Origin of the sequence: Steroidobacter sp. (genome assembly GCF_036402275.1) — a bacterium.
Classification (GTDB): domain Bacteria; phylum Pseudomonadota; class Gammaproteobacteria; order Steroidobacterales; family Steroidobacteraceae; genus Steroidobacter.
On sequence record NZ_DASWTF010000036.1, the window covers coordinates 23,950 to 38,044 of the forward strand.

The following is a 14,095-nucleotide window of genomic DNA, read 5'->3' on the forward strand; positions in this document are numbered from 1 at the left end:
AGCTCTACGCGTTCATGGATGCAATCCCGATCCTGTGGTCGTGGCAAGATTTGCGGAAGTCATACGGTGACGGGCAGACGTACGCTGAGCAGCGTGGACCGGATAGCCATTTTCTCCAATTCGAGTTTCAGGTGCTCGAGGAAGGAACGAAAGATGGGGATGCACATCCTAGTAGCACTCACCGACCCGACTCGATCGAATGAGCAGCGAGGTGGCGGCAGGACGCCACTCTCCACCATCTTTCTCATACTTCGATAACGGGGAAGTTGATGCTTCGCTGGCTAGGGAAATCTATGAGCGGCGTTACCAAGAGGACTAACAGTCGGCAGGAGTTCGCACGCTGCGCGTGCCGATTCGCAGAGCGATGCGCTTTTGCTAGCGGCTCAGCCGAGGCGTCAAGCGCCAGTGCAGCGGACCGCCAACTCGGAGGAAACTCACATGGGACTTCTAACCTTCAGCCTCAACGTCACCCTGGACGGCTGTGTCGACCATCAGGAGGGAATCGCCGACGACGAGACGCACGCCTTCTTCACCCGCCTCATGGACGAGGGTGGAGCGATGCTGTGGGGCCGGACCACCTACGAGATGATGGAGAGCTACTGGCCGGCGGTCGCCCGCGGCGATGTGGGGGCGCCGCCGACAGTGCGCGAATGGGCGGTCAAGCTGGAGATCAAACCGAAGTATGTCGTGTCGTCGACGCGAACGGAATTCTCGTGGACCAACAGCCACCGCATCGCCGGCGACTTGCGCTCGGGCGTGCAAAAGCTCAAGGAAGCGACCCCGGCCGGCGTGCTCCTCGGTAGCGGCAAGCTTGCGGCCGAGTTGGACCGGCTGGATCTGATCGACGAGTACAAGTTCCTCGTTCACCCCAGAATCGCCGGCCACGGCCCGACCTTGTATCAGAGCGGGCTGCCCAACACGCGACGGCTCGAGTTGGTCTCGGCGAAGCCGCTCAGCAATGGCGCGGTCGCCGTGCATTATCGGCGCGCGCGCTAACAATCGGATGCCAAGCCATCGGTCAATTCGCAATCGACCCCCAGTGCTCGCAATCGTTGAAGAATACTTTGCGCACTGTCTGACGGCACCTGAATCGTTCCTGGCCTCCCTGCAAGCAGAGCATCGACCATCCCTTTCCCTCTCGACAGGCCGAGACCCACGTCATAGGCCAATAGCTTGTCGACCGCGACCTTGTTCATCCCCTCACGCCAGGACTGGAGCACTATCTTTGCCATACTGAATACTCGACAGGCCATCTCTTTGCCATCACGGTACCCGACAAGGCGAGGTCGGGGTAGGACCGCAGGGAACTTCGCACCAGGAGCAGCTATTCGTGAGTCAACCAGAGTTTCCATCATCGAGCCGACGATGTTTCATCGGCGCAGGATTAGCCGCGCTCTACAGTACGGCGGGTGCCACGCGCGACCAGCAGGGCATCGTCGAGCGTCTGGCCGCGATCCGTTCGCGCATCGGCGGCCGTCTCGGCGTATATGTGTTCGATACCCATACCGGCGGACGGGTCGGCCTCGACTACGACGAAACATTCGCCATGGCCTCGACCTTCAAGTGGCTGCTCGCCGCGGCAGTCCTTGCGAAGGTCGAGCGCGCGGAGCTGCGCCTCGAACAGAGAGTCACCTTCACGGAGAAGGACATTCTGGCGCATGCTCCGGTCACCTCGAAGCATCTCATGCAAAGCTCTCTGACGTTGCGCGAGCTGTGTGCTGCTGTCGTCGAGGTCAGTGACAATACCGCCGCCAATCTGCTGTTACGGCTCATCGAAGGTCCGGAAGGCCTCACAAAGTTCGTGCGCACGTCGGGCGATGACATGACGCGGCTGGATCGCACGGAACTCGCACTGAATTCCAACTTGCCAGGAGACCTGCGCGACACCACGACGCCGCGGGCGATGGTCGGCAGCATGGAGCGGATGCTCTTGGGTACCGTGCTCTCCGAGCCTTCGCGCCAGATGCTCATTCAGTGGATGATCAATTCGTCCACGGGGCTGCGGCGCATTCGTGCAGGATTGCCGGCGGACTGGAAGGCAGGGGACAAGACCGGCACGGGCGCCAACGGTGCCGTGAATGACCTGGCCATGGTCTGGCCGCCTGGTCGCAACCCGATACTGATGGCGGTGTATATGTCCGAGTCGACGCAAACGGTCGAAACCCTGAGTGCCGCGCATGCGCAGGTCGCAGCGGAGATCGTTCGCGAGCTGGCCGCGTAGTGGCTGCAGATCTAGATCGACGACAGGCTTTGGACTGGCGACCTATACATCCCGAATCTGGCGGGCCCCGACCTTCAGGCCGCCGAGGGCACGCGTAACCTGCGGCCCGCCAGCTCATTCTTCTTCCAGCGTATCAGCTTCGGCGCGGTGCAGTAAGTTATTGAATTACAACGCAGAGTGCGGGTTGCGCTAGGCAAAATGGACATTTTGGCTCACCGATTTGTCTATTATGGCTATGGAGCGCATAATTCAACACACTCCCTCTGTGAGCCCCCAAGCCATGAGCGCGCTTCTTCGATCCCTTGATGAGCTCCCGCAGCAGAACTCGACCCAAGTCAAGAACAAATGGGGAGAGGTCCTGCGTCAAGTTCAGCTGGAAGGCAGTGTTGCGGTCACCAGTCATTCGACCATCGAGATGGTGATGATCGCGGCGCACACATACCGCGAAATGTTTGATCTGTTCACCGAACTCAAGGCGCGCGAGCGCAAGGCGCAGCTCGATGAGCTCGAGCGTCGCTTCGATGAGCGCCTCGCGGTGCTACAGCAGCCCGATGCGCGAAGTCGCCTGGATGCGATGGTCACTGCGCGGGGGAAGCTTGCGAGCGGCAAGCGGCCCATTGCGGGTGAATCGTTCTGATGGTGCTAGCGGGGAAGTCGCAGCGCCCCTTCATCTTTGTATTGGCGGGTGTCAACGGCGCCGGCAAGAGCTCAGTCGGGGGTTCACGCATTCGCGACTACGGGCTTGAATGGTTCAACCCGGACGCTTATGCGCGCCTACTCATGCAGGAACAGGAGCGCGCTCTCGAAGAAGCGAATGCCGCGGCATGGGAGCACGGACGAGTGTCCCTGGCAGCTGCAATCGCCGAAAAGAAAAATTTCGCGTTCGAAACGACATTGGGCGCCAACACCATCCCGCGCATGCTGCGCGAAGCTTCTCGCACTCACGATATCCTAATGTGGTTCTGTGGCCTGTCTTCACCCGAGCGGCACATCGAGCGTGTGGCGGCGCGCGTGGCGCGCGGTGGGCACGCCATCCCGGAACAAAAGATTCGTGAGCGCTGGGACGGCTCGCGCTTGAATCTGATCGAGCTGCTCCCGTACCTCGCCCATCTTCAAGTCTTCGATAACAGCGCCGAGGTGGTATTCGGTGAGCCGATTCCGGACCCCGTGCTCGTCCTCGATGTCGTAAAGGGGCGCATCGTTTTCCCGGACCCGAATGATGCGTCCACACTCGCCAACACACCCCGCTGGGCCAAGCAAATCGTGCAGGCCGCAATCGAGCTCGATCAAGTCACTGGATTGGCGGACGAGTGATCTCTTAGCTCACTACTGCCTCGGTCTGCCGACAAGTCCACGATCGAGCGTACGGCATAGGACGCCCGTCGATCCTAGGGCTCGGACAGCGACAGGGCAGTCTTGCGAGTGCTGAAGTTGGGCACAGCAAAAGCAGCATGCCGGAGGACGTCGCCGCAGGTTCAAATGCCTGACGGGCTACACGCTGTTCCTGCGGTCCCCATCCGAATCCGTGGAGGTGATATCTGCCGGGGGGGCGTAGACCGGTCCGGTCTCCCATCTTAGCTCTCAACCAACGGACGGTTCCCCCGTCTCGCGCTCCCCGTTCTCGCTGTCCGGGTGCTGCTTGATGGCCGATAACCTCGACGCGCAGCCGTCGAATTTCGCGCGTCGTTATAGGTCTCGAATTGGCCTATGTTAATCGTCCTGATAGGGGTTGCGGATATGGACGATATCTCGCGCTCGCAGTCACCCATTGGCTCGCTGACTGCCGAGTCAACGCAGATCGCTGCGTGTCCAAGGGTGTAGAGGTCTCGTTGAACTCGGATTTCTACAGCGAGGGCGGCGCAAGAGTCTTCCATTTGATCAAAAACCAGTTCGATTTTTACCTCGAGCTTCGGGGAGAGCCGGGGACGCTGCCTTGGAAGATTAAAAGAAGTGACTGAGGTTGCCGGATCTTAATGCGGTCTGTGTGTAGTTGGTCGTCGCTAAATACCCTTGAACAGCGGTCCGAGGCACTCGCTAGCCATCGGTGGAGCGATCGAGCCGAAGTGCTACCCGCTATGTGTGCGTGCCGACCACGGCAAACGTCTCTCGGGACGGGGTGCGTAAGAGCCCGAGTCAACAATGGCCTCAGGGTGCATCGACGTGCTTCTGGCCCATTTGCGAGAGCGTGTACGTTTCGCGCCGCTGGCCTCGGTATCCACGGCCACTTCCGAATTATCGTGCGCAACTCCTGTTAGCGGGATCAACCGGCCGACCCGGCCGGAATGACAACGCCCCCGGCTCATTGGCGACGGGGCGGGAACCATGCCGTGCCAAGCAGGGCGACGCCATGGAGACTAAGATGAGATGAAGGTAACGGGGGTCGGAATTGTCCGTTGCTTATGGAAGGCGGGCGTGGCCTTGTCATCGCGGTCCATCTATACTCGCAGAATCCCGCGTTCTGGAATGCCGCGGCCGGGGAGGTAAATCGGTGACGACGAAGACGCCGGATTTTGCGAAATTGGCTGAGAAGGCAGCAATCAAGAACCAATACCAAAAGCAGCTCAATCGCCTCACATCCGAGAATCAGCAAACTGACTGCATCGACGATGCTGTAAAAGGCGCCCTCGACAATCTCACGAATGGCGCGCAGCGTGCTCTAGTCATTTACGGTGACCCGCAAAGCGGGAAGACCGAAATGATGATCTGTCTGACAGCGCGCCTGCTCGATCACGGTTTCAAAACCATCGTTCACCTCATGAACGATAGTGTCGACCTTCTCATCCAGAATCTCGAGCGGTTCAAATTGGCCGGACTTGCCCCAGCGCCCAGAAACGCATCGGACCTCGCGAATTCGCCTCTCGTCAAAGGTCACCACGTGATTCTCTTCTGCAAGAAGAACGCGAAAGATCTCACCAAACTCATCGATTCAGTCAAGAAAGCAGGTCCCGTCATCGTCGTCGATGACGAGGCTGATTACGCAACTCCGAATGCTAAGATCAACCAGAGAGAGAAGACCCGTATCAACGAATTGGTCGAACGCCTCATCGGCGCCGAGGGGCGTTACATCGGCGTCACCGCAACCCCTGCGCGGCTCAATCTTAACAAGACCTTCAACAACTCCACCGAAACCTGGGTAAATTTCAGATCGCACAATGCGTATACCGGCCAGGATACATTCTTCCCGCTGGATACCAGCCCAGCATTCCGACTCAACTTGATCAACTCACCGGGAACACCAGAGGACGCGCGGCAGGCGCTTGCGCGCTTCCTTGTCACCGCCGCCTACTTGAATCTCAAAGCAACGCGAGAGAATAGGCGCGAGCAGAACTACAGCTTCCTCGTTCATACCAGCGGCAAAACTGATGACCACAGGGTCGATCGAACGGTCATCGAAAAGGCGATGACTGCACTGATCTCCCAGGCCGGCAAGCAATTTTCAAGGTTTGCCGGGGTGGTTCACAAGGCAGCAACCGATCTTTTCCCGAACGAGAGCGCCAACGACTTGACCGGATATGTCATTGCCAATGCATCCCGCTCAGCCTTCGTTGTACTGAATAGTCAGCGCGATCGAAAAAGCGCGGGTGACAAGCCGACCGTTCCCACGTGTCCGTTCACGGTCATCATCGGCGGGAACATCGTCTCGCGCGGAGTGACCTTTCCGAATCTCCTGTCGATGTTCTTTACTCGGGACGTGAAGACCAAACTACAGCAGGATACGTACATTCAGCGGGCCAGAATGTTCGGCTCTCGCAACGCCTACCTGCCGCATTTCGAACTGACGATACCGAGACAGCTCTATGCGGACTGGCACCGGTGCTTTGTGTTCCATCGACTGGCTCTGCAGACCATGCGCGACAAGAAGGTACCGCCCGTGTGGATCGGCGATCCGCGCATCTCGATCGCCGCCTCTTCTAGCATCGATCGTGGCACCGTGGATTTGAACAAGGGTGAGATGTCGTTCGAGATCTTCGATACGACTGACCTCGACCAGCTGGATGCCATCGTCAGGTCGGCGCCGAAAGACCTAAATACGTTGCGAACACTTGCGGCACGCATCGGGACTGCCATGCCGGAATATCTTCTCAAGTATCTTGAGTCCGATCTCCGGAACGACCCCGGGATGTTAGCCATCCATGCATCGTCATCAATCAAGGGATACAGAACGGCTGATCAGGACACGATCTCACGTCGGCAAGGGTTCATCGGAACACCTCAGCTGGAGGAGCCGAAGTTCGGGCGCAACATCAAGCATCACATAAAGATCCTACACAACGACAAGGGTCATGGCCGCGTGTTCTACAAGAACCTCGGTGGAGTGCAGTTCGCTCAGAACAATGCGGTATGATTCGCTATGCTCCGCTCTCACCGTAAAACCATCGAACAGATTCTCGGCCGTAACCCCATCCACCCCTTCCCGGCGCGGATGGCTCCAGGTATCGCACTTGAAGCACTAGGCGACAGCAGCAAGCCTCTTCGTGTTCTGGATCCAATGGCCGGCTCAGGCACCGTACTGGCCGTCGCTCGTTCCAAGGGACACAAAGCGTTTGGAGTCGACCTCGATCCGCTCGCCGTACTGCTCGCCAACGTCTGGACCCGTACGGTTGACCCCGAGGAGGTTACCGAAAAGGCCTCCGAAGTCCTCAGCCGCGCCAAGAATCGAATGAAGAGCCTCACCCCCGGCCAGGCCTACCCATCCGGTGACCAAGAGACACGAGAGTTCATCCGCTACTGGTTCGATGAGTATGCTCGGCAGCAACTGGCAGCCCTCGCAACCTCGATCGATCTCGTGCGTGACCAGCCGATCCGTGACGCACTATGGTGCGGCTTCTCCCGACTGATCATCACCAAACAAGCTGGTGCCTCGCTCGCAATGGACCTCTCGCACAGCCGGCCGCATAAGAAGTTCGACCGCGCGCCACTCAATCCATTCACGAAATTTGAGAGCGCCGTCAACCTCGTAGTATCCAACTGCCCGCAGAAGGGCGAAGGACCCGTCGGGCCCGTTACCGTGATGAAGCGGGGCGACGCCCGCGCTCTTGATGTCGAGAGCGACTCCATCGACTTGGTGCTCACATCGCCACCGTACCTCAACGCCATTGACTATATGCGATGTAGCAAGTTCACCCTTGTCTGGATGGGGTATACCGCAAGCGAGCTGCGACAGATTCGAGCCGCAAGTGTCGGGACCGAGGCTTCCAGACAAGAGGCCTCGGATGCCGAATGGGTGAGCGCGTTAATTAAGCAGCTTCGCCTGACGCCGGCTCTGTCATCCCGTGATCATGCATTGCTGGCTACGTATGCCTGGGACATGAGCCAAGCCATGGCCGAAGTTTCACGCGTACTGCGCAAAGGCGGACGTGCCGTCTACGTTGTTGGGGACTCGAGCAGCAAGGGCACATTCATCCGTAACTCAAAGATCGTAACCGCCGTGGCCGAACGACACGGACTCAAATTCCTCGACAGCCACTGGCGCAACCTCCCGGCCAACCGGCGTTATCTGCCTCCGCCGAAGCATGCGGCCGCAGGCGCCCAGTTGGGGGCACGCATGCGACGGGAGGTCATCGTGGAGTTACAGAAGTAGGGCCAGCATCGGCCTAGCACTGCATGGAAGTCTCGGGATGGGAGGGCGGCATTTGGCGAAGCGCTCGAGCAAGAACAGACACACTCCAGCCTTAACACCGTTCCCTTTCATTAAAGCTGGCAAAGCAGCGGGCACCATCCCCGTTCGCATCAGCTACCGCATCATCGAACTGTTCTCCGAAGGTCTGTACTCCAGCCCACATAAAGCGATCGAAGAACTCGTATCCAACTCATTCGACGCTGGCGCCACCCATGTCCACGTAATCTTGGCACCCGATCGTGCAGACTCGAACGCTACGATCGCCGTGATCGACGACGGCACGGGAATGACCCCAGCTGATCTACGTCGGCACTGGCTAATCGGCGTTAGTAACAAGCGCCAACTCCCGAGCCCACCGGCCGGCCGACATCAGATTGGGAAGTTTGGCATCGGCAAGCTCGCGACCTTCGTGCTCGCGAAACAGCTCACCCACGTCTGCAAGGTCAAGGGCAAGTTCTACGCAACGACCATGGACTACACCCAGATCCCAGCGGGTGAGAGCGGAGGCATTCACACCGAAGATACGGTCAACTTACCACTGCGTGAACTCACCGAGTCTCAGGCGAAGGCCGCTCTTGCATCGCTGATTCAGGGCTCCAAAGCCGGATATCACGCAATTGAACTGTTCGGTCGTGAAGCAGCAAGCACATGGACAGTCGCAGTCCTCTCCGGCCTTAAGGAGCTGGCTCAGGAGATTCAGGAAGGGCGCCTGTCTTGGGTGCTGAGATCTGGTATGCCGCTGCGGGACGATTTCAAGCTCTATCTGGACGGCAACCCCTTGCCGCCCTCAAAGTCAGACACCCCGGCACTTCAGAAATGGATTCTAGGCAAAGATCTCAAGAAACTGCCCAGGCCGGGACCCGATGACGTGGTCGTATCTGTTGTCAAAAAAAGTCCAGCAGAGTCCCGCTATGGTCTTATGCATCCCAAACTCGGCCGCGTAACTGGTTACGCCGAGGTCTATGAGGAGCCACTGACCGTGGGGAAATCAGCCGAGCTCGGTCGCAGCCATGGCTTCTTCGTGTACGTGCGAGGAAGACTGGTCAACGGCAACGATGAGCTCTTCGGAATGGCCGCCCTGCGCCACGGTACCTTCGCTCGATTCCGGATGGTGGTGCACATCGACCGCCTGGACAAAGAGCTGCGGTCGTCACGCGAGGCCGTTCGTGAGGGCGCGCTGATCGAAGTCTCAAGGAACCTTCTTCACGCCGTTTTTAACCATGCCAGAAAATGGCTGGAGGAACATGACGCGAAGGCGGAGCCTGGAAGCAAAGCGACCGGCCGCATCGCCGATAGCCCGTGGAGCCTGACTAGGCGACCACTCCTAGGCCTTCTGGATGCAGCGCTCAACGGCAAGGCAGCACCGCGATTTCTCAGATACCCCACCAGCCTCGGCAAGGCTGGGAGAGAGAAGCTCCTTCAGACGCTGACTGCGCGCGCAGAAACGGATGAGGGCTTGGTGCTAAGCACTGAGCTGATCGACCTGTCACAGCGGGAGCCGTTTGCGATTCTCGATATAGAGACCGGCAGCTTGCAAATCAACGGACTGCACCCCTTCGTAGCTGCGCATCGCGAAGAGTACGAACGCGGCCGTGAAACGCTGAGTCTCCTCGCGATGGCCGAAGTCCTTACCGAAGCGCACCTTCACGAGCTGGGCGTGCCGGCAGGAACGATCACCGAAATCATGCAACGCCGTGACGAGATGCTGCGGAACTTCGCCCGCTCGATGAAGCGCACCGCATACATGGTCGCGCAGGCGTTAGAGGACGCAGTTACCGATCAAAACAAACTTGAGGAAGAACTTGTCGCCGCCTTCGACAGCATGGGCTTCAACTCTGTACGAATCGGCGGCAAGGGCAAGCCCGACGGAACAGCAGAGGCGCCGTTGAGCGCAATAAGCGATGGGCAAGCACAGCGCTACTCCATCTCATTGGAAGCGAAGAGCAAAGAGGCGCCCGGGAAGAAGGTGGCGGCACGCACAGTCAGCGTCTCCACGCTAGCGCTTCACCGAGAAGAGTACTCATGCGACCATGCTGTTGTTGTAGGCCCAGACTTCCCCACTGGGCAGGGCGATGAGGCTTCGCTCGTCAAACAGATCAAAGCGAACCAAGCTCAAACGGGCAAGACCATCACAGTCGTCAGAACTACCGATCTCGCCCGCCTCGTTCGCCTTGTCCCGATCAAGGGCATAGGACTGCCACGCTTGCGAGATTTCTTTAGAACCTGTATCACCACGCAGGACTCGAAGGCTTGGATAGATGCGCTTCAAAACGAAAAACCCGCACAGCCACCATATCAGGCCATCCTGGAGACGATTTGGTCACTACAGAACGAGGTCCCCGCCGAAACCGTGGAGTTCTCAGCGATCGCGCTAGCACTACGCAAGGAAAAGGGGATCACGATTCCGAAGGCAGAGCTTGCTGAACTCTGTCGTGCTTTATCTCGCATGACACCACATGTCGTCGTCCGCGACCCGCGCGTCGAACTCACTCAGCGTCCCGATAGAATTCTTGAGGCTGCTGGCACGGTTCTCCAACAGTTCCCGGAAGAAGAGCAGAAGCGCACGATCTTCGCTGTACGGGCTTTGAAAAAATAGCGTTGGAGCTCCTCGCACGACTGGCATAGGTTGTCAGATGTAGCAAACTGAAGCTGGGCGGCTGGTAATCTGCTCACAGCTTCCATAACTGATGGCAATGGATAGCCTGCGACGTCCCCCCGTCTTGAGTAGCAGTTCGTTCTAGAGTCCAGCGGTTACTGTAACCGTCTTCTGTGCTAATTGCTTTGCGTACTGCGAAGGCGTCAGCCCACCCAGCGCTCGCTTCGGACGTTCGTCGTTGTACTCACGTCTCCACCGTCCTTGCGTGGGCAAGGCTGGTGAACCAGTGCTCGTTCAGGCATTCATCGCGTAGCCGCCCGTTGAACGATTCGATGTAGGCGTTCTGGTTCGGCTTTCCTGGCTCGATCAGCCGCAACGAGACGTTCCTTTCATGCGCCCAGGTCAGCATCGCTCGGCTGCAAAATTCCTTGCCATTGTCGGTGCGAACAACTTTGGGATAGCCGCGGTGTGTGCAGATCTGCTCGAGAATGCGCACCAACTGATGACCGCTGAAGTTGTGCTCGGGAACCACGGCGACCGCCTCGTGCGTGGCGTCGTCCACGATCGCGAGATTCTTGATGGCGCGGCCACAGGCGACTCGATCGAAGACAAAGTCCATCGACCACACGACATTCGCCGTTGAAGGGCGCTCCAACGGCTGTCGCTCCGAGATCGGTACCTTCTTCCGCCGGCGCCGACGCACTTGCAGCCGTTCCAGCGCATAAAGCCGATCGACGCGCTTATGATTCACGCGATGGCCGGCCTGGCGCAGCTTCAGGTAGATCATTCCCGCGCCATAGCGGCGATGTCGCTGCGCTAGATGCACGATCTGCTCGCGCAGGTCGCCGTTACGATCCGGCGCTGGCTGATAGCGCAACGAGCTCGCACTCATTCCGAGGATCCGCAGCGCACGCCGTTCGGACAGCCCGTGTGGCTTCATCCAGCGCACCACCTCGGAAATCGAGGAAAGCCAAGCGGCAATCGTTCGGGAGATATTCACGCGTTTTGCTGACGGGGCGAACTGCCTCGTGATCTCGCGTGAACTGAATGAGCGTGGCATTCCGAGTCCGGGTTCGACCTGGAAGCGCAAGGCGCATCGTTGCAAGGGCTGGATGGGCTCGGCGGTCCGGGTGATTCTGCGTAACCCGCTCTACTGTGGTCGGGTGCGCTGGAACGTCTCGCAATTTGTGCGTGACCCCGACAGCGGCAGCTATAAACGCCGGCGACGCCCGAAGACAGAATGGGTCGAGCATCAGGATGAGTCGCTACGAATAATTCCGACTGAACTGTTCGAGAGGGCGCAGGCCCGCACGCGTGCTGCGGTGAGTAGTGACAAGCGGCTCAAGAGCGGCGGCAAGGCAAAGTATCTCTTGAGCGGCCTTCTGGTCTGCAATGTCTGTAAAGCCCACTACGTCATTGCCGACGCGCGGAGCTACGCATGTAGCGGTCATTGGAACGGCCGAGCGTGCTCGAACAACGTCCGTGTGCGGCGTGATGCTATCGAGCGGACCATCCTGGGTGGGCTCCGTAGTGATCTGTTAAGCCCCGAGCGAGTCCACCGGATCGCGAAGGAAATGCAGGCCGCGTTTACTGAACGGGTCAAGCAAGCCGGTGCGCGAGCAGAGACGATGCCCCAAGAGCTGGAGTTGTTGGATGCGCGTCTCGAAAGGTTGCGGGAACGGTTAAAGGCCGGCGACCCCGACCTGACAGCGGATGAGCTGCAGACCGCCATCGATCGCGTCGAAGCTAAGCGCCGCGAGGAGATCGATGCCCGCCCAGCGGCGCGTGAGAGTGCACGCGTGCTGACGATGCTGCCCAAAGCCGCCGAGTTCTACCGAGATCAAATCGGCCGAGGCTTAGGCGGTGATCTTGTCGCCGCCGCAAAGGCGCGCACGATCCTGCGCGAGAGGCTTGGCGAAATTATGCTTTCGCCCGGCGCAGATGGATCACTTTGGGCTGAGTATGCGATGCAACCCGCAGCACTGCTGCAAGGTGCAGGAACATGTGGTCGGGGTGAAGCCCTACCATGCTGCTCCCTTACTCGGGCTGAGTTACGTCGTCTTCTTCGCCGGCCGAATGATTTGCCCCGGCCGTACGCCGGTACTGCGACGCTCCTGATAGACGAGCTTGCCGTTGACCCACACCTTATCGATGCCTAGCGAAGTTGCCGTCGGGTTCTGCAGCGTTGCGCGATCGATGATGGTCTCGGGATCGAACAGCACCAGGTCGGCGCTGTTGCCTGGGAAGAGGGTGCCGCGGTCGGTGATGCCGAGATGTTTTGCGGCGAGGCCCGTCATCTTGTGAACGCCTTGCTCGAGGGTCATCACTTTCTTCTCGCGCACGTAATGGCCGAGCACGCGAGGGAAGGTGCCGTGGCCGCGAGGATGGCCCATCGAGGAGCCATCGGAGCAGATGTTCGTGTGCTCCCAGGCGAGGAATCGGGCGACATCGTTCTCGCTCATGCTCTCACCGATGACGGATTCGACGAGCTTCTGATCGGGATGCGCGAGTTCGTATTCGATCGCTTTCTTCATCAGATCCAGATAGACGTCGACCGGATTACCGCCGCGTTCCTTGGCCACTTGCGCGAGCGTCTTGCCCACGATCTCCGGGTCAGGCGCGTACCGCGCGAAGTGCAGCTTCTCCGGCGGTGTTGATTCCTTGAGCGTGAAGGCGAGGTCTTCCCGGTTGGTGTAGTCCTTCTTCGGGAACAAAACACGCATGGTCGATTGCCAGTACGTGTACGGGTAAACATCGGCGGTGACGTCGACGCCGGAGGCGCGAGCGTCGTTCAGCAGCTTCAGCACTTTATCCGAGGTGCCCCAGAGCTTCTTCGCGCCGATCTTCATGTGTGAGATCTGCACCGGCGCGCCGGTTGCCCTGCCGATGTCGATCACTTCTTGCAGCGCCGGCATGAGATCGAATTCTTCGTCGCGAATGTGGCTGATGTATCGGCCGCCCAAGCCCGCCGATACTTTGGCGAGCGCGATGACTTCGGCGGGCGTGGAGAAGTTACCCGTCTCATATTCCAGTCCGGTCGACAGGCCGAAAGCGCCGGCCGCCATGTCTTCCTCGAGCAGCTTGCTCATTCGCGCGATGTCTTCGTCGGTCGCGCCGCGCCGGGCGGCGCCCATGCCTTGCTCACGCAGTGTGTTGTGACCGGAGTAGGAACCGATGTTGACGGCGAGCGGCGACTTCTGGAGCTCGGCGTAGAAATCTTTCAACGGTAAGCGCGACGAGCCGTCCTGCCCGACGATGATGGTGGTCACGCCCTGACTCGTGACCGCGACCATGTCGCGCGACTTGGCGATGTCGTGGTCGTGATGACTGTGAGTGTCGATGAAGCCAGGGGCGAGCGTCTTGCCGCCGCCGTCGATGACGATCTCGTTCTTATCGGGTATCACGTCGCCCACGGCGACGATTTGCCCGCCGGCGATACGCACCGCACCTTTGCGGGCAGGCGCACCCGTGCCGTCGATGATAGTGACGTTCGAGATCACGGCGCTGGCTTGCAGCGGCGGCTCAGCGGCCAGACTCAATGCCGGCGTGATCGCAACGAGGAGCGCGAACAGCAGTTTCATGGGACCTTCTCCTTGCCGGGAGCGGGGCCATTATGCGCACTGGCTACGGCACCGGCCAGAGGTGGAAGTGCGCCCCG

9 protein-coding genes and 1 pseudogene are annotated in these 14,095 nt (G+C 59.4%); 8 read left to right on the top strand and 2 right to left on the bottom strand.

Going from position 1 to position 14,095, the window contains the following annotated elements; genetic code table 11:
• The first annotated feature begins 438 nt into the window (after positions 1–438).
• From VGD45_RS19595 to VGD45_RS19625, 7 genes are all read left to right on the top strand, one after another.
• Positions 439–996 (top strand): dihydrofolate reductase family protein, encoded by a 558-nt coding sequence (locus VGD45_RS19595; RefSeq protein ID WP_331157035.1) that lies wholly within the window; start codon positions 439–441, stop codon positions 994–996.
• Positions 997–1,330: 334 nt separating this feature from the next.
• Complete coding sequence (bla, locus tag VGD45_RS19600; RefSeq protein ID WP_331157036.1) at positions 1,331–2,221, top strand: class A beta-lactamase; 891 nt, start codon at positions 1,331–1,333, stop codon at positions 2,219–2,221.
• A gap of 280 nt (positions 2,222–2,501) precedes the next feature.
• Complete coding sequence (locus VGD45_RS19605) at positions 2,502–2,858, top strand: hypothetical protein (RefSeq protein WP_331157037.1); 357 nt, start codon at positions 2,502–2,504, stop codon at positions 2,856–2,858.
• Positions 2,858–3,535 (top strand): hypothetical protein, encoded by a 678-nt coding sequence (locus tag VGD45_RS19610; protein ID WP_331157038.1) that lies wholly within the window; start codon positions 2,858–2,860, stop codon positions 3,533–3,535. Before VGD45_RS19605 ends, VGD45_RS19610 begins: the two co-directional genes overlap by 1 nt.
• A gap of 1,174 nt (positions 3,536–4,709) precedes the next feature.
• Positions 4,710–6,566: a Z1 domain-containing protein gene (locus tag VGD45_RS19615; RefSeq protein WP_331157039.1), complete on the top strand. Its 1,857-nt coding sequence runs from the start codon at positions 4,710–4,712 to the stop codon at positions 6,564–6,566.
• A 6-nt stretch (positions 6,567–6,572) separates the two neighbouring features.
• Positions 6,573–7,802 (top strand): hypothetical protein, encoded by a 1,230-nt coding sequence (locus VGD45_RS19620; protein WP_331157040.1) that lies wholly within the window; start codon positions 6,573–6,575, stop codon positions 7,800–7,802.
• A 52-nt stretch (positions 7,803–7,854) separates the two neighbouring features.
• Positions 7,855–10,437 carry an ATP-binding protein gene (locus VGD45_RS19625; RefSeq protein ID WP_331157041.1) on the top strand — a complete coding sequence of 861 codons (2,583 nt, stop codon included), beginning with the start codon at positions 7,855–7,857 and terminating at the stop codon, positions 10,435–10,437.
• Positions 10,438–10,578: 141 nt separating this feature from the next.
• On the opposite strand, the pseudogene VGD45_RS19630 reads toward VGD45_RS19625, so the two are convergent.
• Positions 10,579–11,389: pseudogene (locus tag VGD45_RS19630) on the bottom strand (IS3 family transposase); the annotation flags it as partial.
• 28 nt (positions 11,390–11,417) lie between these two features.
• Between VGD45_RS19630 and VGD45_RS19635 the strand changes: the two are divergent.
• Positions 11,418–12,596, top strand: a complete 1,179-nt coding sequence (locus tag VGD45_RS19635) for a recombinase family protein (RefSeq protein ID WP_331157804.1) — start codon at positions 11,418–11,420, stop codon at positions 12,594–12,596.
• Here VGD45_RS19635 and VGD45_RS19640 read toward each other — a convergent pair.
• Entirely contained in the window at positions 12,489–14,018 is a 1,530-nt protein-coding gene (locus VGD45_RS19640; protein ID WP_331157042.1) for a D-aminoacylase, read from the bottom strand. The two genes, VGD45_RS19635 and VGD45_RS19640, sit on opposite strands and share 108 nt — an antisense overlap.
• Between the last annotated feature and the right edge of the window lie 77 nt (positions 14,019–14,095).